Origin of the sequence: Streptomyces sp. VRA16 Mangrove soil, from assembly GCF_017377775.1 — a bacterium.
Taxonomy (GTDB): Bacteria; Actinomycetota; Actinomycetes; order Streptomycetales; family Streptomycetaceae; genus Streptomyces.
Genome location: NZ_JAFVLN010000006.1, coordinates 311,765 through 332,480, shown reverse-complemented (window position 1 = coordinate 332,480; position 20,716 = coordinate 311,765). Strand labels below are relative to the sequence as shown.

18 protein-coding genes are annotated in these 20,716 nt (G+C 72.1%); 9 read left to right on the top strand and 9 right to left on the bottom strand.

Annotated elements, in window-relative coordinates; translation table 11 throughout:
* The first annotated feature begins 43 nt into the window (after nucleotides 1-43).
* Nucleotides 44-1,423: an aminotransferase class V-fold PLP-dependent enzyme gene (locus tag J3486_RS19065; RefSeq protein WP_207821616.1), complete on the top strand. Its 1,380-nt coding sequence runs from the start codon at nucleotides 44-46 to the stop codon at nucleotides 1,421-1,423.
* Nucleotides 1,424-1,843: 420 nt separating this feature from the next.
* Here the strand turns inward: J3486_RS19065 and J3486_RS19060 are convergent, their stop codons facing one another.
* Nucleotides 1,844-2,818 carry a carbohydrate kinase family protein gene (locus J3486_RS19060; RefSeq protein ID WP_207821615.1) on the bottom strand — a complete coding sequence of 325 codons (975 nt, stop codon included), beginning with the start codon at nucleotides 2,816-2,818 and terminating at the stop codon, nucleotides 1,844-1,846.
* 132 nt (nucleotides 2,819-2,950) lie between these two features.
* Between J3486_RS19060 and J3486_RS19055 the strand changes: the two genes are divergently transcribed.
* Both J3486_RS19055 and J3486_RS19050 read left to right on the top strand, forming a co-directional pair.
* A complete protein-coding gene (locus J3486_RS19055) occupies nucleotides 2,951-3,160 on the top strand; it encodes a hypothetical protein (RefSeq protein ID WP_207821613.1) in 210 nt (69 codons plus the stop codon).
* 113 nt (nucleotides 3,161-3,273) lie between these two features.
* Nucleotides 3,274-4,800, top strand: coding sequence for a hypothetical protein (locus J3486_RS19050; protein ID WP_207821611.1), 1,527 nt, complete (start codon nucleotides 3,274-3,276; stop codon nucleotides 4,798-4,800).
* Between the two features lie 81 nt (nucleotides 4,801-4,881).
* Here the strand turns inward: J3486_RS19050 and J3486_RS19045 are convergent, their stop codons facing one another.
* Nucleotides 4,882-5,238, bottom strand: a complete 357-nt coding sequence (locus tag J3486_RS19045) for an iron-sulfur cluster assembly accessory protein (protein WP_028805207.1) — start codon at nucleotides 5,236-5,238, stop codon at nucleotides 4,882-4,884.
* A gap of 272 nt (nucleotides 5,239-5,510) precedes the next feature.
* On the opposite strand from J3486_RS19045, the gene nadA reads away from it, so the two are divergent.
* Nucleotides 5,511-6,707: a quinolinate synthase NadA gene (nadA, locus tag J3486_RS19040; protein WP_207821608.1), complete on the top strand. Its 1,197-nt coding sequence runs from the start codon at nucleotides 5,511-5,513 to the stop codon at nucleotides 6,705-6,707.
* Nucleotides 6,708-6,888: 181 nt separating this feature from the next.
* Here nadA and J3486_RS19035 read toward each other — a convergent pair whose 3' ends face one another.
* The 5 genes from J3486_RS19035 to J3486_RS19015 form a co-directional block, all read right to left on the bottom strand.
* Nucleotides 6,889-10,008 carry an efflux RND transporter permease subunit gene (locus tag J3486_RS19035; protein WP_207821606.1) on the bottom strand — a complete coding sequence of 1,040 codons (3,120 nt, stop codon included), beginning with the start codon at nucleotides 10,006-10,008 and terminating at the stop codon, nucleotides 6,889-6,891.
* A 230-nt stretch (nucleotides 10,009-10,238) separates the two neighbouring features.
* Nucleotides 10,239-10,934, bottom strand: coding sequence for a response regulator transcription factor (locus J3486_RS19030; protein ID WP_207821604.1), 696 nt, complete (start codon nucleotides 10,932-10,934; stop codon nucleotides 10,239-10,241).
* A gap of 18 nt (nucleotides 10,935-10,952) precedes the next feature.
* Nucleotides 10,953-12,182, bottom strand: a complete 1,230-nt coding sequence (locus tag J3486_RS19025; protein WP_374194747.1) for a sensor histidine kinase — start codon at nucleotides 12,180-12,182, stop codon at nucleotides 10,953-10,955.
* 134 nt (nucleotides 12,183-12,316) lie between these two features.
* Complete coding sequence (locus J3486_RS19020) at nucleotides 12,317-12,595, bottom strand: hypothetical protein (protein WP_207821602.1); 279 nt, start codon at nucleotides 12,593-12,595, stop codon at nucleotides 12,317-12,319.
* Between the two features lie 19 nt (nucleotides 12,596-12,614).
* Nucleotides 12,615-13,412, bottom strand: coding sequence for a PspA/IM30 family protein (locus J3486_RS19015; RefSeq protein WP_207821600.1), 798 nt, complete (start codon nucleotides 13,410-13,412; stop codon nucleotides 12,615-12,617).
* A gap of 234 nt (nucleotides 13,413-13,646) precedes the next feature.
* On the opposite strand from J3486_RS19015, the gene J3486_RS19010 reads away from it, so the two are divergent.
* From J3486_RS19010 to J3486_RS19000, 3 genes are all read left to right on the top strand, one after another.
* Nucleotides 13,647-14,282 carry a DUF3043 domain-containing protein gene (locus J3486_RS19010; protein ID WP_207821598.1) on the top strand — a complete coding sequence of 212 codons (636 nt, stop codon included), beginning with the start codon at nucleotides 13,647-13,649 and terminating at the stop codon, nucleotides 14,280-14,282.
* A gap of 83 nt (nucleotides 14,283-14,365) precedes the next feature.
* Nucleotides 14,366-15,073, top strand: coding sequence for a bifunctional 2-polyprenyl-6-hydroxyphenol methylase/3-demethylubiquinol 3-O-methyltransferase UbiG (locus J3486_RS19005; protein ID WP_207821596.1), 708 nt, complete (start codon nucleotides 14,366-14,368; stop codon nucleotides 15,071-15,073).
* A gap of 368 nt (nucleotides 15,074-15,441) precedes the next feature.
* The gene (locus J3486_RS19000) at nucleotides 15,442-16,557 is read left to right on the top strand and encodes a S1C family serine protease (RefSeq protein ID WP_207821594.1); all 1,116 of its coding nucleotides are present in this window, start codon (nucleotides 15,442-15,444) and stop codon (nucleotides 16,555-16,557) included.
* Nucleotides 16,558-16,734: 177 nt separating this feature from the next.
* Here the strand turns inward: J3486_RS19000 and J3486_RS18995 are convergent, their stop codons facing one another.
* Complete coding sequence (locus J3486_RS18995) at nucleotides 16,735-16,953, bottom strand: hypothetical protein (RefSeq protein WP_207821592.1); 219 nt, start codon at nucleotides 16,951-16,953, stop codon at nucleotides 16,735-16,737.
* Between the two features lie 104 nt (nucleotides 16,954-17,057).
* Here J3486_RS18995 and J3486_RS18990 point away from each other — a divergent pair, with 104 nt between their 5' ends.
* Nucleotides 17,058-18,263, top strand: a complete 1,206-nt coding sequence (locus J3486_RS18990; protein WP_207821590.1) for a bifunctional adenosylcobinamide kinase/adenosylcobinamide-phosphate guanylyltransferase — start codon at nucleotides 17,058-17,060, stop codon at nucleotides 18,261-18,263.
* A gap of 93 nt (nucleotides 18,264-18,356) precedes the next feature.
* On the opposite strand, the gene J3486_RS18985 is transcribed toward J3486_RS18990, so the two are convergent.
* A complete protein-coding gene (locus J3486_RS18985; RefSeq protein ID WP_207821588.1) occupies nucleotides 18,357-19,427 on the bottom strand; it encodes a class I SAM-dependent methyltransferase in 1,071 nt (356 codons plus the stop codon).
* Between the two features lie 219 nt (nucleotides 19,428-19,646).
* Between J3486_RS18985 and J3486_RS18980 the strand changes: the two genes are divergently transcribed.
* Nucleotides 19,647-20,693: a nicotinate-nucleotide--dimethylbenzimidazole phosphoribosyltransferase gene (locus J3486_RS18980; RefSeq protein WP_207821587.1), complete on the top strand. Its 1,047-nt coding sequence runs from the start codon at nucleotides 19,647-19,649 to the stop codon at nucleotides 20,691-20,693.
* The last annotated feature ends 23 nt before the right edge of the window (nucleotides 20,694-20,716 follow it).

The window sequence follows — 20,716 nt, the reverse complement described above, 5'->3', positions numbered from 1 at the left end:
CCCCTGGCGGTGCCGCACCTGCCCGGCGCTTTAGCCTCGCTGCGTGTCGTACTTCGATGTGGCCTCGTCCGCTCCCCTGCATCCCGTTGCCCGGCAGGCCCTTCAGGCCTCCCTCGACGAAGGGTGGGCCGATCCCTCTCGGTTGTACCGGGAAGGGCGACGGGCGCGGATGCTGCTTGACGCGGCCCGGGAGGCGGCCGCCGAGGCCGTGGGATGCCGGGCCGACGAGCTGGTGTTCACCTCGTCCGGCACGGCCGCCGTGCACTCCGGGGTCGCCGGCGCACTTGCCGCACGTCGGCGTGTCGGACGGCATCTGGTGGTATCGGCGGTGGAGCACTCGGCCGTGCTCCATTCGGCGGCGTCCCACGAGGGCGCCGGCGGTGCGGTGAGCGAGGTCGGCGTGGGGCGGGAGGGCGCGGTCCGCGTGGACGCGTTCCGGGACGCGCTGCGCGACGACACCGCCCTCGCCTGCCTGCAGTCCGCCAATCACGAGGTGGGCACCGTGCAGCCGGTCGAGGAGGTCGCCGAGGTCTGCCGGGCGGCCGGGGTGCCGCTGTTCGTGGACGCCGCGCAGTCGCTGACGTGGGGGCCTGTGGCTGGTGACTGGTCGCTGCTGGCGGGCAGCGCCCACAAGTGGGGCGGGCCCGCCGGGGTCGGGCTGCTCGTCGTGCGCAAGGGCGTACGGTTCGCGCCCCAAGGGCCCGCCGACGAGCGGGAGTCGGGGCGCGCGGCCGGGTTCGAGAACATCCCGGGCATCGTCGCCGCGGCCGCCTCGCTGCGGGCGGTGCGGGCCGAGGCCGACGCGGAGGCGGCGCGGCTGCGGGAGCTGACGGAGCGGATCCGGGTGCGGGTGCCACGGTTCGTGCCGGACGTGGAGGTGGTGGGCGACGCCGTGCGGCGGCTGCCCCATCTCGTCACGTTCTCCTGCCTGTACGTCGACGGGGAGAGCGTGCTGCACGGCCTCGACCGCGAGGGTTTTTCCGTTTCATCTGGTTCGTCCTGCACGAGCAGCACGCTGACGCCCAGCCATGTGCTGCGGGCCATGGGCGTGGTGAGCGAGGGAAACGTCCGCGTGTCGCTGCCGCTCGGGGTGCCCGAGGCGGAGGTGGAGCGGTTCCTTGAGGTGCTGCCCGGGGTCGTCGCCGAGGTGCGCGAGAAGCTGGGCGTGACGGGGGTGCCGGGCCCCGGAGACGCCGATGCCGTCACCGTGGACGCCCTGGGGATGACGTGCCCGCAGCCGGTGATCGAGCTGGCGCGGGCGATCGGGCGGGTCCGGGCCGGGGGGACGGTGACGGTGGTCGCCGATGACGAGGTCGCCGCCGTGGACATCCCCGCGTGGTGTTTCACGCAGGGGCACGAGTACGTGGGGGCGGTGCCGGGCGCGGACGGGGCCGTCGCCTACGAGGTGCGGCGAGCTGTTTAGGGGCGCGGGGAACCGCGCGACCGGCCACGCGGCGTTCGGTGCGTGCTCTCAGGGGGGCTCCCCGGCCGAAGGCTGGGGGCGTGCCGGGTGCAAGGCTGTGCCGATGGCCCGGACGTACTGGGCCTTACGCCCGGCGCGGCGTGAGGGCGTGCCAGGCGTCGCGGGGCGCGAAGGACTGTACGGACCCGGCCCAGGGACGCGAGGGACTGTACGGACCCGGCCCAGGGACGCGAGGGACTGTACGGACCCGGCCCAGGGACGCGAGGGACTGTACGGACACGACCCAGGGACGCGAGGGACTGTACGGACACGACCCAGGGACGCGAGGGACTGTGCGATCGCGGCTTTCGTCGTGGCCGGTCGCGCCCACGCGGCAAAGCCGCACATCGATACGGCCCCGCGCCCCTGGCGGGGCCGTACTCAGCCCAGGTAGGACTCCACCTCGGCCGCGGCCTCGTGGCCGTAGGCCTTGCGGAAGCGGTCCATGAACGGCGCGCGGCGCAGCTCGTACTCCTGGGTGCCGAGGGTCTCGATGACCAGGGTGGCGAGCATGCAGCCGACCTGGGCGGCGCGCTCCAGGGAGACGCCCCAGGAGAGCCCGGAGAGGAAACCGGCGCGGAAGGCGTCGCCGACGCCGGTCGGGTCGACCTTCGCGTTCTCCTCCGGGCAGCCGACCTCGATCGGGTCGTCGCCGACGCGCTCGATGCGCACGCCGCGCGAGCCGAGCGTGGTGACGCGGTGGCCGACCTTGGCGAGGATCTCGGCGTCGGTCCAGCCGGTCTTGGTCTCGATGAGGCCCTTCTCGTACTCGTTCGAGAAGAGGTACGTGGCGCCCTCCAGGAGGGTGCGGATCTCGTCGCCGTCCATGCGCGCGATCTGCTGCGAGAAGTCGGCGGCGAACGGGATGGAGCGGGTGCGGCACTCCTCGGTGTGGCGGAGCATGCCCTCCGGGTCGTCCGCGCCGATGAGCACCAGGTCGAGGCCGCCCACGCGGTCGGCGACGGTCTTCAGCTCGATCAGGCGGGCCTCGCTCATCGCGCCCGTGTAGAAGGAGCCGATCTGGTTGTGGTCGGCGTCCGTCGTGCAGACGAAGCGGGCGGTGTGCAGCGTCTCCGAGATACGGACCGAGGCGGTGTCCACACCGTGGCGGTCGAGCCAGGCGCGGTACTCGTCGAAGTCGAAGCCGGCCGAACCGACCAGGATCGGGCCCGTGCCGAGCTGGCCCATGCCGAAGGCGATGTTGGCGCCGACGCCGCCCCGGCGGACGTCGAGGTTGTCGACGAGGAAGGAGAGGGAGACCGTGTGCAGCTGGTCGGCGACGAACTGGTCGGCGAAGCGGCCGGGAAAGGTCATCAGGTGGTCGGTGGCGATGGAGCCGGTGACTGCGATACGCACGACGAGGTCACGCTTCCTGCGGGGAGGGGATTGACAGTTCACGCTACCCGGTCGACGCGCCCACCCTGAAGTGCGGAAACTACCTGATAGTAGGGCTTTTTTCGCCGGGCGTTCCCTGCATACGGTGCGGACATGACCTACGACGTGTCCTTCATGACGCAGGACGGGCTCGCGGCGCTGCGCGGCGACTGTGCCCGGATGGTTCCCCACTGGGTGCTGCCGCGCTCGCCCTGGGAGGTGGAGCGGCCGGTCGTGCAGGTCGGGGCGGCCGGGATCCACGGGGTCGTGGTGCCCGCCTCCGCCGCGCGTCTCATCGACTCCCTGGCCGGTTTCGAGGACTGACGGCGCCCAGGAGGGAACCGTGCGCTCCCCTGCCGCGTCCCATCGCTGTCCCCTTGGGCTCTCCCCCATAAAGGGGATGCGGGATACGACGCGGCAGGCGAAGGAGCGATGCGGTGAGCACCGAAGAGCAGACGCAGGATCGGCACCGGCGGCGGCGCACGCTGGCGGTCGCCTCGGCCCTTGCGGCTGTCCTCCTCGCCGGCGGTGGCGGCGCCTATCTGGCGACGAGCGCGTCCGGGGAGAAGTCCCCGGCGGAGCCCGGCGGTGGCGGCACTCCCCCGCCGCTCGCTCTGGACGGCTACGGCGAGGGCGGCACCCCGGGCGCGACGAACGGGATCGCACCGGGCGAGCCCGACCCGAACGGTTCGCGGTACGAGGCCAAGGGCTCGCTGCCCGACGGGCCGGACGCGGCACCGGTCTTCCGGGCGCAGGGCACGGTCACGGCCGACGAGGTCACGGCCCTGGGCAAGGCCCTCGATGTGAGCGGCACACCGCGGCTCCAGGGCGGCACCTGGCGGCTCGGCCCGACGCCGGACGGATCGGGCCCCTCGCTGCAGGTGAACGAGAAGGCGCCGGGCACCTGGACGTACGCACGGTACGCGCCCTCGGCGAGCGGCCAGAAGTGTCCGAGCGACACCAAGTGCGCGGACCCGGTGGGCAGCGGCAGCGAGCAGGACGCGGTGAGCGAGGCCGCAGCGAAGAAGGCCGCAGCGCCGGTCCTGAAGGCCCTCGGGCAGGACGACGCGAAGATCGACGCGAGTCAGCTCATGGGTGCCACGCGCGTGGTGAACGCCGATCCGAGGATCGGCGGGCTGCCGACGTACGGCTGGTCGACCGGGATCCAGGTCGGCCCCGACGGTCACGTGACGGGCGCCAGCGGGCCGTTGAAGGCGCCGGTCAAGGGCGACACGTATCCGACGATCGGCGCGCGGCGGACGCTGGACCGGATGAACAGCGCGGAGGCCGGCGGGCGGGTGCCCTCGTCCGACGCGTGCGCGAGCGCGGCGCCGCTGGACGGCGGTTCGCCCGCGGTGGCGGACGGTTCCGGGTGCACTGCGTCGTCGCCGCGGCCGCCCGCATCGTCGACCGTCGCGGTCACCGGCGCCACGTTCGGGCTCGCCGCGTACTACACCGGGGGCGAGCAGGCGCTCGTACCGTCGTGGCTGTTCGAGGTGAAGCCGGCCGGGGCCGACAAGGCGTTCACGGTGACGCACCCGGCGGTGGCACCCGAGTTCCTTGTGGCGCCCGGGAGTTCGACGGCGTCGCCAAAGCCGTCGGCGCCCAGTCCGCGGCCGAGCACGTCCGCACCGGGCGAGCCGGGCACGGAGATCCGTGACATGCGGGTGGAGGGCTACCGCGTGGACGCCTCGGGGAAGAAGCTGACCCTGCACTTCACCGGCGGGGTGTGCGCGAAGTACACGGCGTCGGCCGAGGAGTCGGGGAGCACGGTGACGGTGCGGGTCACCGGCGCCCAGAAGAAGGGCACGGTCTGCATCGAGCTGGCGAAGTTCTTCACGCTGCCGGTGACGCTGCACGATCCGCTGGACGGGCGGAAGGTCGTCGGCACGGACGGGAAGACGGTGCCGGTCGCGGAGCAGAACCGGCCCGGCGGGGGCAGCGGGACCGCGCCGCGGGACTGAGACCGCGGCGGCCCGGGAACGGAAAGGGCCGGGGCACCCCGAGAGGGGTGCCCCGGCCCTTCGCCGTGCTGCTTGCGCGGCTCAGCTGAACGAGTCGCCGCAGGCGCAGGAACCCGTCGCGTTGGGGTTGTCGATCGTGAAGCCCTGCTTCTCGATGGTGTCGACGAAGTCGATGGAGGCGCCGCCCAGGTACGGGGCCGACATGCGGTCGGTGACGACCTTCACGCCGCCGAAGTCCTTGACGACATCGCCGTCGAGCGAGCGCTCGTCGAAGAAGAGCTGGTAGCGCAGGCCGGAGCAGCCGCCCGGCTGAACGGCCACGCGCAGTGCCAGGTCGTCACGGCCTTCCTGGTCGAGCAGAGCCTTGACCTTGGCCGCGGCGGCGTCGCTCAGGATGATGCCGTCGCTGACGGTGGTGGTCTCGTCCGATACGGACATCTACATCTCTCCCGGGTTGTACGGAGACTGCTTGCCGACCATTGCAACCGGCAAAGGCCCGGATCCATTCCGGATGAGGCCAAAACAGTTGAGGGCTGCGCACTTCTTGCTTTTCATGCTCGCACACCGGGAGCCGGGCGGGCACGGGCCGTCCCACGCGGATTGCGTCACATCGACGACATCGGCATCGTCAAACTGACGTGAACCACGTATGATAGATAGCGTCATTTCGACGAGAAGTGTTCTGCAGAACTCAAGAAAGGGTGCGTGACGTGACCACGGCCCAGACCCCCCAGGCCCCTGTCGACCTGGATGTTTCGCCTACACCGCTGGCGCTGCTCCTGCTCGGCCGGGACGCCGACCCCAAGAGCGAGCGCGGTGTGGAGTGCCCCGGCGACCTGCCCTCCCCGTCCGACCCGGACCTGGTGGAGCGGGCCCGCGCGGCCAAGGAGAAGCTCGGCGACAAGGTGTTCGTGCTCGGGCACCACTACCAGCGCGACGAGGTCATCCAGTTCGCCGATGTCACCGGCGACTCCTTCAAGCTGGCGCGCGACGCCGCCGCACGGCCCGAGGCCGAGTACATCGTGTTCTGCGGTGTGCACTTCATGGCCGAGTCGGCCGACATCCTCACCGGTGACGACCAGAAGGTCGTGCTGCCGGACCTCGCGGCCGGCTGCTCCATGGCCGACATGGCCACCGCCGAGCAGGTCGCCGAGTGCTGGGACGTGCTGACGGAGGCCGGCGTCGCCGAGTCCGTCGTGCCCGTCTCGTACATGAACTCGTCGGCGGACATCAAGGCGTTCACCGGCAAGCACGGCGGCACGATCTGTACGTCGTCCAACGCCGAGCGGGCTCTCAACTGGGCCTTCGAGCAGGGTGACAAGGTGCTCTTCCTGCCGGACCAGCACCTCGGGCGCAACACCGCGGTGCGGGATCTGGGCATGTCGCTCGACGACTGCGTCGTCTACAACCCGCACAAGCCGGGTGGCGGGCTGACCGTCGAGCAGCTGCGCGACGCGAAGATGATCCTGTGGCGCGGGCACTGCTCGGTGCACGGGCGGTTCTCGCTGGACTCGGTCAACGACGTGCGGGAGCGGATACCGGGTGTGAACGTGCTGGTGCACCCCGAGTGCAAGCACGAGGTCGTGGCCGCGGCGGACTACGTCGGGTCGACGGAGTACATCATCAAGGCGCTGGAGGCCGCGCCGGCGGGCTCCAAGTGGGCCATCGGCACCGAGCTGAACCTGGTGCGGCGGCTTGCCCAGCGGTTCGCGCCGGAGGGCAAGGAGATCGTCTTCCTCGACAAGACGGTGTGCTTCTGCTCGACCATGAACCGGATCGATCTGCCGCATCTGGTGTGGACGCTGGAGTCGCTGGCCGACGGGCAGCTCGTGAACCGGATCGAGGTCGACCGCGAGACGGAGCAGTTCGCGAAGCTGGCGCTCGAGCGGATGCTGGCGCTGCCGTAGCGGTCTCTCTCTGCGGGGCCGGGGAATGCGCCCCGCCAGGGGCGCGGGGAACTGCGCGCAGCAGGACCACCGGGGCGAGGCCCGCGACGTACATGGCCCGGCAGATGCTTGCCGGGCCCGGCACCGGGGCGAGCGCGCGATGAAGCGCTCGCCCCGCGCCGGGGGCCGGCCCAAGGCAGGGTCAGACGCCTGCTGTCTCCGGTTCCTTGGACGTGCCCTGGGACGGGACGCCCTTCTTCGCCGCGCGCTTCGCCGCCCGGCGCTCCTTGCGGAGCTCCAGCATCGCGTAGAGCGTCGGGACCAGGAGAAGGGTCAGGAGCGTCGACGTGATCAGGCCGCCGATCACGACCACCGCGAGCGGCTGCGCGATGAAGCCGCCCTCGCCGGTGACGCCGAGCGCCATCGGGAGCAGGGCGAAGATGGTCGCCAGGGCCGTCATCAGGATCGGGCGGAGCCGGTGCCGGCCGCCCTCGACCACGGCCTCGACGACCCCCAGGCCCTGACTGCGGTACTGGTTGATCAGGTCGATCAGCACGATCGCGTTCGTGACCACGATGCCGATGAGCATCAGCATGCCGATCATCGCCGGGACGCCCATCGGGGTGCCCGTGGCGATCAGCAGACCGAGCGCGCCGGTCGCCGCGAACGGGATGGAGACCAGCAGGATCAGCGGCTGGGCCAGCGAGCGGAACGTGGCCACCAGCAGCATGAAGACGATCGCGATCGCCGCGAGCATCGCCAGGCCCAGGTTCTTGAACGCGTCGTCCTGGTCGGAGGTGACTCCGCCGATCGTCGCCGTGGCGCCCTTCGGCAGGTCCAGGGCCTTGATCTTCGACTGGAGCTTGGTGCTGACCGCGCCCGTGTTGTCCCCGGTCGGCTTCGCCGTGATGGTCGCCGCGCGGGCGCCGTCGATCCGGGTCATCGAGACCGGTCCTTCCACCAGCTTCACCGTGGCGATGTCGCCGAGGGTCAGACCGCGCGGGCCCATGGGGAGCTTCTTCAGCTCGGCCATGGTGGTGGCGGGCTTCGCCGACTTGATCACGATGTCGCGCTCGGTGTCGTCGAGCGTCGCCTTGCCGCTGGTCGTGCCGCGCACGGCCTGGGTGACGGCGGCACCGAGCGTCGTGTCGTTGAACCCGGCCGCGGCCGCCTCGGAGTTGGCACGGACCGAGATCCGCGGGACCGACTGCGACAGGTCGCTGGTGACGTCCGTGACGTCGTCGAGCGAGGCGACCGCGGCGCGGACCTGCTCCGAGGCCTTGTCGAGGACCGAGCCGTCCGCGGCCTTCACGACCACGCTCAGGTCCTGGCTGCCGAAGCCGTCACCGGCCGAGATCGTCGTCGTACCGATGCCGGACAGCTTGCCGAGCTCGCGCTCGATGCGGTCCTGCGTGTCCTCGTACGACGCCTTGTCCTTCAGGGTGACCGAGTACGAGGCCTGGTTGGTGTCGGTGCCGCCGCCGAAGGCCGCCATGAAGCCGGACGAGCCGACGGTGACCTGGTAGTCCTTGATCTCGTCGATGCCCTGGAGCACCTTCTCGATCTTCTGCGCCGAGGCGTCGGTCGCGGCCAGGCTGGTGCCGGGCTTCAACTCCTGCTTGATGGAGAGGACTTCCTGCTCGCCCTGGTCGAAGAAGTTGGTCTTCAGCAGCGGGGCCATGCCGAACGTGCCGACGAGGACGACCACCGCGATCAGCAGGCTGGTGACGCGGCGCCGGGTCGCGAACCGGAGCACCGGGACGTAGATCCGCTGCAGCCAGGAGCGCGCCTCCTTCTCCTCGGCCCTGCGGCGGGCCTCCTCCGGGTCGATGCCCTGGATGGCCTTCGGGGCGCGCAGGAACCAGTACGACAGCACCGGGACGACCGTGAGCGAGACGAGGAGGGAGGCGAGGAGCGCCGCCGTGACGGTGAGGGAGAACGAGCCGAACAGCTCGCCCACCATGCCGCCGACCAGGCCGATCGGCAGGAACACCGCGACCGTGGTGAGGGTCGAGGACGTGACCGCGCCCGCGACCTCGCGGACCGCCGCCAGGATCGCCTCCTTGCGTTCCTCGCCGTAGCCGAGGTGCCGCTTGATGTTCTCCAGGACGACGATGGAGTCGTCGACGACGCGGCCGATCGCGATGGTCAGCGCGCCGAGCGTGAGCATGTTCAGGGACAGGTCACGGGTCCACAGGACGATCAGCGCGAGGACCACGGACAGCGGGATGGAGACCGCCGTGACGAGGGTCGAGCGCAGCGACGCCAGGAAGACCAGGATGACGATGACCGCGAAGAGCAGGCCGAGCGCGCCCTCGGTGGTCAGGCCCGAGATGGACTTGGAGACCGCCGGGCCCTGGTCGCTCACCACGGTCAGCTTCGCGCCGGAGCCGAGGTCCTGACGCAGGCCCGGGAGCTTGTCCTCGACGGCCTTGGAGATGGAGACCGCGGAGCCGTCGTGGTCCATGGTCACCATGACGGCGAGGCTGGGCCGGCCGTCGGTGCGGGTGATGGAGTCGGCCGTGGACGGCTGCTGCCGCACGGTGGCGACGTCGGCCAGGCGTACGGGCTTCTTGACGCCCTCGCCCGTGACCATCAGGTCCTCGATCTGGCGGAGCGAGGTGAAGCCGCCGCCGACCTGGACGGTGCGGTTCTTGCCGCTCTCGTCGAAGGAGCCCGCGGGCAGGGTGGCGCCGCCGGCCTGGAGGGACTGGCTCAGCGCCTGGACGCCGACGCCCGCCGCGGCCATCTTCTTCTGGTCGGGCGTGACATTGATCTGGAGGTCGCGGACGCCGTCGACCGTGACCTGGCCGACGCCGTCGATGTCCTTGAGGGACGGTACGACGGTCCTGTCAAGCTGGTCGGCGAGCGCCTGCTGGTCCTTGTCGGAGGTGACCGCGAGGACGACGGTGGGGATGTCGTCGGTGGAGCCCGCGACGACCTGCGGGTCGACGTCGTCGGGCAGCTGGGCGCGGGCCCGGTTGACGGCCTGCTGGACGTCGGCGACGAGTTGCTTGGTGCCGTTGCCGTAGTCGAACGAGGCCATCACCACGGCGTTGCCCTCGCTCGCCGTCGAGGTGACGCCGGTGATCCCGTCGACCGCGTCGATGGAGTTCTCCAGCGGCTCGACGACCTGCTTCTCCACCACGTCCGGGGACGCGCCCTGGTACGGGGCGATCACGGAGACCATGGGCAGTTCGATGGTGGGCAGCAGCTGCTGCTTGAGCTGGGGGATCGCGATCGCGCCGAAGACGATCGCGATGATCGACATCAGCCCGATCAGGGCGCGTTGGGCGAGGCTGAATCTCGACAGCCAGGACATGGGGCAGCTCTCCTGGGACGTGAGCGGAGGACGGGGCACCCTGAAACAGCCGTGCCGACGCAGACGTGCTGACACAGATGTGCTGACACAGACGTGCTGACACGGACGTGCTGACGCGGACATGCGCAGGGCCGTCTACACCCTCGGCCACGGGCGTGACGCGAATCGTCGCTCCCAGGTCCCGTTCTCAGCCGGCGCCTACTGCACTCGCAGTACGCGCACCGGCGCGCTCACTCCACCCGTGGGCGTACCAGGCCCGATTCGTAGGCAATTACCACCAGTTGGGCCCGGTCGCGGGCGCCCAGTTTCGCCATGGCGCGGTTGACGTGGGTCTTCACGGTGAGCGGGCTGACCTCAAGGCGTTCGGCGATCTCGTCGTTCGAGTGACCGCCCGCGACCTGCACGAGGACCTCGCGCTCGCGCCCGGTGAGCGCGGCGAGCCGCTTTGCGTGGGATCCGGCGGCCGGGTCCCCGTCCTCGTAACTCTCGCCCTGCGCGAGGAACTTGGCGATCAGCCCCTTGGTCGCGGCGGGCGACAGAAGGGCGTCGCCGGCGGCCGCGATCCGGACGGCGCCGAGCAGTTCGTCCGGTTCCGCGCCCTTTCCGAGGAAGCCGGAGGCGCCGGCGCGCAGCGACTGGACGACGTACTCGTCGACCTCGAAGGTGGTGAGCATCACCACGCGCACCTGGGCGAGTTCGGGATCGGCGCTGATCTCGCGGGTCGCGGCGAGGCCGTCGGTGCCGGGCATCCGGATGTCCATCAGGACGACGTCGGGCCGCTCGGAGCGCGCGAGCCGGACGGCCTCCGCGCCGTCCGACGCCTCCCCCACCACCTCCATGTCGGGCTCCGAGTCGACGAGCACCCGGAAGGCGCTGCGCAGCAGGGCCTGGTCGTCGGCGAGGAGAACCCTGATCGGGTCGGTCATCTGGCGGCGTCCCCTGAACTAGTGGCGTGAAGTCGTGTCGGTGGCGCGGTCCTTGACGGGAAGGATCGCATGGACGCGGAAACCGCCGCCGTAGCGCGGTCCCGCGGTGAGGGTGCCGCCGAGCGCGGTGACGCGCTCGCGCATGCCGAGCAGTCCGTGCCCGCCGTTCTTGTCGGGGCGGGCGGACACGGCGGCGGCTCCCGGACCGTTGTCGAGCACGCTGACCTCGACGTTGGGTCCCACGCGCACCACGCTGACCTCGGCCTTGGCGTCGCGGCCCGCGTGCTTCTGTACGTTCGTCAGCGCTTCCTGCACGATCCGGAACGCAGCGAGGTCTACGGCCGCGGGCAGCGGCGGGGCGTCCTCGGCGCGGGCCACCTCCACGGGCAGGCCCGCGTGCCGGAAGGTGTCGACGAGGTCGTCGAGGCGGTCCAGGCCAGGGGCCGGTTCGGTGGGGGCCTCGGGGTCGCCGGACTGGCGCAACAGGCCGACGGTGGCGCGGAGTTCGTTGAGCGCGGAGCGGCTGGCCTCGCGGACGTGCGAGAGGGCTTCCTTGGCCTGGTCGGGGCGCTTGTCCATGACGTGCGCGGCGACCCCGGCCTGGACGTTGACCAGGGCGATGTGGTGGGCGACGACGTCGTGCAGATCGCGGGCGATGCGCAGCCGCTCCTCGGCGACGCGGCGGCGGGCCTCCTCCTCGCGGGTGCGTTCGGCCCGCTCCGCGCGCTCCCTTATGGCGTCGACGAAGGCACGGCGGGAGCGGACGGCGTCACCGGCGGCCGCGGCCATGCCGGTCCAGGCGAAGATGCCGAGGTTCTCCTGCGCGTACCAGGGCAGCGGTCCCGCGAGCATGGCGGAGCCGGTAAGCACGGCCATCGTGGCCAGGCCCACGCGCCAGGTGGTGGGGCGGTCCGTGGTGGCGGCGACCGTGTAGAGGGCGACGACCGCGGACATCACGACGGGGGCGCGGGGCTCGCCGGTGACCAGTTCGACGAGGGAGACGGTCGAGGTCGCGGCGAGTACGTACATGGGGGCGACACGCCGGAAGACCAGGGCGGCGGCGCCGAGCACCATCAGCAGCAGGCTCAGCGCGTCCGGGGTGCGGGCGCCCCACGCGTAGCCCTGCGGGCTGTGCGGGTCGACGAAGGAGCCGGCGATCATGGAGAGCAGGACGCCGAGGGCGACGATGGCGTCCAGGGCCAGGGGGTGCGTTCTGGCCCACCGTACGAGGGGGGTCACCGGGGTCACGGTACTGGCCCCTTTCCGGTGGCCCTGGGCCGGGCTCGAGCGGTCGCGCCACGGTGGCCGGTCGAGTGGAGCGCTCGCCCCGCGCCGGGGAGTCTCCCCCGGACTCGGTCCGGGGGTCCCCACCGACAGCTGCCTCAGCCCGGGATCAGGCCGTCGTCGCTGAGCATCTCGCGGACCTCTTCGAGGGTCGCGTCCGGGGCCGGGAGGATCAGCTCCGACGGCTCCAGGGAGTCGTCGGGGAGCGGTTCGCCGAGACGGCGCACGGCGTCGAGGAGCGCCCCGAGCGTGCGCCGGAAGCCCTCCTCGTCGCCGGACTCCATCTCCGCGAGGAGCTCGTCGTCCAGCTTGTCGAGTTCGGCGAGGTGTCCGTCGGACAGGCTCACCTGGCCCTCCCCCATGATCCGTACGATCACGTCGGCCTCCTCGGGGTTGCTACTGCTTGTCGAAGCGCGGGGTGTCCTGGGGCTGCTGCGCCTGCTGGGGCTGGCCCTGGCCGCCCTCGATCGCCTGCTGCGAGGCCGAGGAACCGCCGGCCAGCTCCTGCTTCATGCGCTGCAGCTCCAGCTCTACATCCGTACCACCGGAGAGCCGGTCCAGCTCGCTCTGGATGTCGTCCTTGGCGAGACCCGACGGGTCGTCGAGGGCGCCGGAGGCGAGCAGTTCGTCGATGGCGCCGGCCCGCGCCTGGAGCTGGGCCGTCTTGTCCTCGGCGCGCTGGATCGCCATGCCGACGTCGCCCATCTCCTCGGAGATGCCGGAGAACGCCTCACCGATGCGGGTCTGCGCCTGCGCCGCGGTGTAGGTGGCCTTGATGGTCTCCTTCTTCGTACGGAAGGCGTCGACCTTGGCCTGCAGCCGCTGGGCCGCGAGAGTGAGCTTCTCCTCCTCGCCCTGGAGCGTCTGGTGCTGCGTCTCCAGGTCCGTGACCTGCTGCTGGAGCGCGGCGCGGCGCGAGAGCGCCTCGCGGGCCAGGTCCTCGCGGCCCAGCGCGAGCGCCTTGCGGCCCTGGTCCTCCAGCTTGGAGGACTGGCCCTGGAGCTGGTTCAGCTGCAGTTCCAGGCGCTTGCGGCTGGTCGCGACGTCCGCGACGCCGCGGCGCACCTTCTGCAGCAGCTCCAGCTGCTTCTGGTACGAGTAATCGAGGGTTTCGCGCGGGTCCTCGGCCCGGTCAAGGGCCTTGTTCGCCTTCGCGCGGAAGATCATCCCCATACGCTTCATGACACCGCTCATGGGCTTCGCGCGCCCCCTTCTGACAGATCAAACCGGCGGTCCAGCTCCAGCACTGCGACACAACCCACAGTACGGGTCCTGCATCTATTACCGCACTGCCCGGACGCGGATGCGCTCATCCCCAAGGACGACTGCGTCCCGCTCCGCTCCGGCGTGAGGAGTAGATGAAGCCCTGACACTCTCTGCACAGGGACGCAGGGTGTTGTCGGATCGTTCCCCACGGGCCTGTGGTCCATGCCCGGCCACCACGTACCCTTGGCTTTTGTGTTCCGTAGCCGATCGAAGGACGACAAGGCGCCGGCCGACAAGGCCCCGGTGACCGCCACCGCTTCGTCCAAGCAGACCCGTGACCCGCAGGCGCCCAAGGGCCGCCCCACGCCCAAGCGCAGCGCGGCTCAGTCGCAGCGCCGCAGCGTGGCCAACACCAAGATGACGCCGAAGGAGGCCCGCTCCCGTCAGCGGGACGAACGTCGTGCCGCGATGGAGAAGCAGCGCGCCGCGCTCGCCAGCGGTGACGAGCGCTACCTGCCGGCCCGCGACAAGGGACCGGTGCGGCGTTACGCACGCGACTTCGTCGACTCGCGGTTCTCCATCGCGGAGTACTTCCTGCCGATGGCCGTGGTCATCCTCGTCCTGAGCATGGTCCGCGTCGGCTCGTTGCAGTCCATCGCGCTGCTGCTGTGGCTGTTCGTCATCGTCGCGATCGTGATCGACTCGGCGATCACCGGCTTCCGCCTGAAGAAGCACCTCGCGGAGAAGTTCCCGAACGAGCGCCGCAAGGGCGCCGTCGCGTACGCCCTGATGCGCACGCTCCAGATGAAGCGCCTGCGCCTGCCCAAGCCCCAGGTCAAGCGCGGAGAGCGGCCCTGAGCACCGAAGCCTTCGCCGGTGACGCGGTCCGGTCCTGGCTGGACAAGCTGGGCGGACTGCGCAATGTCGTACGGCAGGAACTGGTGGCCCGGCAGCTCGACGAGCAGATAGCCGGGCGCTTCCCCGTCGGGCAGCGGCTGCGCGTGCTCGACGTCGGGATGGGCCAGGGCACGCAGGCCCTGCGCCTGGCCCGGGCCGGTCACAGGGTGACCGGTGTCGACCAGGACCCCGCGATGCTCGCCGCCGCCCGCACCGCGCTCGCCGCGGAGCCCGCCGGTGTGCAGGAGCGGGTCCGGTTCGTCGAGGGCAGCGGGGTGGAGACGGGGGTCCACTTCCTGCCCGGCAGTTTCGACGTCGTGCTCTGTCACGGCGTTCTGATGTACGTCGAGGAGCCCGACTCGCTGCTCGCCGGACTCGCCCGGATGCTGGCGCCCGGGGGCCTGCTCTCCCTGCTCGTACGGAACGCGGACGCGCTGGCCATGCGGCCCGGCCTGGCCGGGGACTGGGTCACCGCGCTCGGCGCCTTCGACTCGCTGAAGTACACCAACCGGCTCGGGCTCGACGTCCGCGCCGACCGGCTCGACGCGCTGACCTCGACCCTCGCGGGGATCGGGGCGCCGCTGCACGCCTGGTACGGGGTGCGGGTCTTCTCCGACCAGGCCGGCGACGGCACGGCCGTGCCGGAGCGCGGGGAGTTGCAGACGCTGCTCGCCGCCGAGGAGCGGGCCGGCCGCACCGACCCGTACCGGCGGGTGGCCGCACTCCTGCACCTGTGCGGCGTGCGGGGCTGAACCCAGGACCGGGCCTGGCCTGGCCCCGGCCCGACCCGGGACCGACCCGGGACCGACCCGGGATCGACCTCGGAACCGGCCCAGGAACGACCTCGGACCGAACCAGGAACGATCCGGGACAGACTCCGGACCGGCCCCGGCCCCCGAAGCCGGCCAAGGAACGACCCCCGGCCGACCCGTCGCCGGGCCAAGAACGACCCGAGACCGGCCCAGGAACGACCCGGGGCCGAGTCCGGAACCGCCTGGACCGACCCAGGACCGGTCCGGATCGACCCGGGACGGAGGACGACCCCCGCCGCGGCGGGGGTCGTCCTCTGTTCGGCCGCTCAGCGGGCGCGCGCCACCCCGGCGAACGTGACAATCCGGGCATGGATGCTTCCTCTTCCCGTTCCCGGCCGGCCCGGCCCGCCCTGACCCGGGCCGCGCTGCCGACGGCCGCCGCCCTCTGCGCGGCGGCGCTCCTCGGCGGCTGCTCCGACTCCGGCTCCTCCGACTCCGGCTCCTCCGCCGCCTCGCCGTCGTCCTCCGGTTCCACCACGCAGGCCGCCGCGGCCTCCTCGGGGAACGCGCTGCAGACCGCGTACCAGGACGTGATCAAGGACGTGCTGCCGTCCGTCGTGCAGATCCAGGCCTCGTCCGACCTCGGCTCCGGTGTCGTCTACGACGACCAGGGGCACATCGTGACCAACGCCCATGTGGTCGGCGACGAGAAGACGTTCAAGGTGACGACGTCGACGAGCGAGGACGAGCTGACGGCGAAGCTCGTCGCCGCGTACCCGGAGCAGGACCTCGCCGTGGTGAAGCTGGAGAAGGTGCCGGACGGGCTGAAGGCGGCGAAGTTCGGGGACACCTCGAAGGTGGAGGTCGGGCTGATCACGCTGGCCATGGGGTCGCCGCTGGGGCTGTCGTCGAGCGTGACGCAGGGCATCGTGTCGGCGACCGGACGGACCGTGAGCGAGGGCCGCAGCGGGGGCGGCACCGGGGCGACGATCGCCAACATGGTGCAGACGTCCGCCGCGATCAACCCCGGCAACAGCGGGGGCGCCCTGGTCGACCTGGACAGCGAGGTCATCGGCATTCCGACGCTGGCGGCGACCGATCCCGACCTGGGCGGCAGCGCGGCGCCCGGCATCGGGTTCGCGATCCCCGCGTCGACGGTGACGAACATCGCCGACCAGATCATCAAGGACGGCAAGGTGACGGACTCCGGGCGGGCCGCGCTCGGGATCACCGGGCGCGGGGTCGTCGACGGGGATCTGCAGGCGGCCGGGGTCTCCGTGGTGTCCGTGACCGCCGGGGGCCCCGCCGCCGATGCCGGGCTCAGGGCCGGGGACGTCATCACGAAGCTCGGCGACACGGAGATCACGACGATGACGTCGTTGCAGGAGGCGCTCGCCGAGGACAAGCCCGGGCAGAAGGTTCAGGTGAGCTATACGCGGGACGGCGGCAAGAAGACCGCCGAGGTCACCCTCGGGGAGATGTAGCAAGCGCCCCGTCGGGGGCGCGGGGAACTGCGCGCGGCCACGAAGAAGCCGCAGTCGCGTCTGCTGATCGACCGAGCAGACGCGACTGCGGCTTTTCACGGGTTGCTCCCGCTCCGCGGCGCAGCCGCCGATCGACACAGCCCCGCACCCCTGGCGGGGCCGAGCTCAAGGCCCGCTCTAAGCGGACGCGTCCTCCGCGTGCAGGCTCATCGGGCCGTAGATCTCCGTCGTGTCCTCGAAGAGGGTGACCTGGTCCGCCCCGCCGTCCGCGAGCTGCTTCCAGTACTCGCCGATCCAGGACTCCGCGTCACCCTGCGTCGGGAACTCCTCGGGCTGGACCGCCGGGGACACCTCTGTCCCGTCGGACTTCTCGAACCGCCACGTCCATGCCGCCATGTCAGCCTCCCGGGATCGGATGTCCGATGCGCGCCGATACACAGTTGTCCCTGGAAGCCTAGCCGGGCGCGCGGCTCCGGAAGCCGCGCGGGAGGATCTTCCTTGTGGAACTGACACTGCTCGGCACCGGTGCCCCCGAAGGACTGCCCCGCCCCGACTGCCCCTGCGCCGCGTGCGCGGGCGCCCTGGGCGCGAACGCCCGTGCCGCGACGGCGCTGCTGATCGACAAGGCGCTGCTGCTCGACCTGACGCCCGGCGCCGCGTTCGCCGCCGCGCGCGCGGGGCACAGCCTGGGCGGCGTACAGCAGGTGCTGCTCTCGCATCCGCACGACGGGCCCGCCGTGGAGGTCCCGGCGGGGCTGCCGCGGCCGGTGCGGGTGCCGGACGGGCGGGAGCTGGCGCTGATCAGCGGACACCGGGTGCGGGCGCTCGCCCTCGACGCCCCCGGTACGGGGTACGAGGTGACGGGCCCGGACGGTGAGCGGGTGCTGTATCTGCCGCCGGGGGCCGCGCTCGCCGGGCTCGACGAGGCGCGGGCGCCGTACGAGCTGGTGCTGGCCGATGTCGTGGGGCGGCCCGACGCCCTGGCGCGGCTGCGGGCCGCCGGCGCCGTGGGCCCGACCACCGATGTCGTCGCCGTGCACCTCGATCACGACGTACCGCCCGGCGCCGAGCTCACGCGGCGGCTCGCGGCGGCCGGGGCGCGGGCGGTGCCCGACGGGACGACCCTGGACGTCGGCGCGTACGAGGACGTGCCCGACGTGCCGCGCAGGACCCTCGTGCTCGGCGGGGCCAGGTCCGGGAAGTCCGTCGAGGCCGAGCGGCGCCTGGAGGCCTTCCCCGACGTGCTGTACGTGGCGACCGGCGGGACGCGCGGCGGCGACAGCGAGTGGGCGCAGCGGGTCACCGCCCATCGGGAGCGGCGGCCCGGCTCGTGGCGGACCGTGGAGACGTGCGACCTCGTGCCGCTGCTGAGCGACGCCGACGACTCCGCCCCCCTGCTCGTCGACTGTCTCTCCCTGTGGCTGACCTACGCCATGGACGAGGTCGGGGCGTGGGACGACGCCGAGTGGGCGGACGGCGGCGAGAAGGCGCTGCGGGAGCGGGTCGCCGGGCTGGTCGCGGCGGTGCGGGCGACGCGGCGGACCGTCGTCGCCGTGTCGAACGAGGTCGGCTCGGGGATCGTGCCGGCGACCGCGTCCGGGCGGCGGTACCGCGATGAACTGGGCCGGTTGAACGCCGCGTTCGCCGCCGAGTGCGAGCACGTGCTGCTGGTCGTCGCAGGGCAGCCGCTCGCACTGCGCGGCTGACGCGGGCCGCGAGCGCCGGGGATCGCGAACTCCCCTTCCCTCGCGAACCCCCTTCGGGGGAAGGGAGTTCAGGTCCTGTCAGGGGAAGCCGGTTCAGGTCCTGTCCGGGTTGCGGCGGGCGATCACCCGGTACGCGTTGGAGAAGGCGGTGCGGCTGATCGCGGGCGCCAGCAGCCGGTCGGCGCCGTACGCGGCGGCGAAGGCCGGGGCCGACGCGTGCGTCAGCAGCCGGCGGACCCGGCGCTGGAGGCCGGTGGGCGCCTTGGTGCGCCACGGGTCGTCGGCGTCGGGGAGGCAGTGCCCGAGGAGGAGGGCGCAGGCCGCCGCGAGGTCGAGGGGGACGTGCGGTTCGCGCCGGTCCACGGCCACCACCGTGTAGCCGAGCGCGGCCAGTTCGGTGCGGAGGTTGGCGAGCGGGATGAAGTGCAGGTGCTGCGGCTGGAAGTAGGAGACCCACCACTTGCCGAGCAGTTTCGCGTAGCGGCACTCGGGGTCGGGCACCTCGATCATCAGGTGGCCGCCGGGGCGCAGGACGCGGTGGGCCGCCTTGAGTTCCTCGCGCGGGTCGAGGGAGTGCTCCAGGTGATGGAACATGCTCATCGCGTCGTAGCGGCCCGCCAGCCGGGGCGCGAGGTCGGTGAGCAGTCCCTGGTGGGCCTCCTCGATGTGGCCCGCCCTGCGGCCCTCCTCGACGCCGTCGCTGACGTCGAGGCCGTCGAACGCCGTGTAGGGCAGGACCTCCTTCGCCACCGACGGGAAGTGGGCGCGGCCCGTGCCGACGTCGAGCCAGCTCTCCGGCTCCAGGTGGCGGGCGAGGGCGCGGGCCCGGGCCCGGTGGCGCTGCGGAGACGTCCGGGCGCCGAAGACCTTCTCGGCCCGGTCGGCGTGGAGGCCGTCGTAGAAGTCGCGGTAGTAGAAGTCCAGGCCCTCGGGGGTCAGCCGCGGGTTCTGGAACGAGTGGCCACAGGAGCGGCACTGGTCGATGACGAACGTGCCCGGCTTGCGCTGGAGCAGGTCCGTGGTGCGCAGTCGGGTGCGCAGCCCGGTGCGGCCGCACCAGGGACAGTCGGGGCGGCGCGGCTCGTGGAAGCGTTCGGTGCCCCGGGCGAGTTCGGTGAGGTAGGCGGGCCGGCGCTCGGCCACGGCCTGGGCTGTGGGGGTCATGATTCTGCGTCGGCTCCTGTCGCGTTCGGTGCTCCACCGCTGCGGTACGACAATCTGCTACAAACGCGAACGTAAGGGATCATCAGAATCCTGGCAATGACTCTCCGGAGCCCATGCATCGCATGGCGTAACTGTCCGTCAGGAGCCGTTCCCGGCCCGCCGCGGCGACGGGCGGGACGCCTGGACCCGTGCACCGGGACGGCCGGTACTGTTCGGCGAATGAGCTCGCTGAATCTCGACGACTTCACCGACCTGATCGAGCGCCCGGACGGCGGGATGCGCCGTGACGCCGAGGAGCGCAGGGCGCGCTTCGCCGTGCCGCCCGGCGCGCTCGGCCGCCTCGACGAGCTGGGCGAGTGGCTCTCGGCCGCCCAGGGCGCCGTGCCCGTGCGGCCCGTCGCGCAGCCGCGCGTGATCGTCTTCGCGGGCGATCACGGGGTGGCGAAGCTCGGCGTGTCGAAGCGGGACGTCGGCACCGCCGCGGACCTGGTGCGCGAGGCCGTCGAGGGCGGTTCCACCGGCGCGGTGCTCGCCCGCCGGCTCGGCATCGGCGTGCGGATCGTCGACGTGTCCCTGGACTGCGAGCCGGACGCGCTGCCGGAGTCGGTGGACAGCCGGCGGGTGCGGCGCGGTTCGGGGTGCATCGACGGCGAGGACGCGCTGACCCTGGAGGAGGCCGAGGAGGCGTTCCGCGTCGGCATGGCGATCGCCGACGAGGAGGCCGACTCCGGTACGGATCTGGTGGTGCTCGGCGATCTCAGCGTCGGCGGCACGACGGCGGCGAGCACGTTGATCGCCGCGCTGTGCGGCACGGACGCCTCCGTCGTCACCGGGCGCGGCGGCGACCCCATCGACGACCTGGCCTGGATGCGCAAGTGCGCGGCGATCCGCGACGCGCTGCGCCGGGCGCGCCCGGTCCTCGGTGACCAGCTCCAGCTGCTCGCCACGGCGGGCGGCGCCGATCTCGCGGCCGCGACCGGCTTCCTGCTGCAGTGCGCGGTGCGCCGCACGCCGGTGATCCTGGACGGTGTCGTCTCGGCGGCCTGCGCCCTGGTCGGCCAGCGCGTCGCGTTCCGCGCGCCCGACTGGTGGCTGGCCGCCCACGTCAGCGGCGAGCCCGCGCAGGCCAAGGCCCTGGACCGGATGGCGATGGAGCCGCTCCTCGACCAGGGCGTGCGGGTGGGCGGCGCGACGGGCGGCCTGCTGGCCCTGCCGCTGGTGCAGGCGGCGGCCGCGCTCGCCGCGGAGTTGCCGGAAGCCCCGTAGGGGCGCGACCAGCCACAACGCGA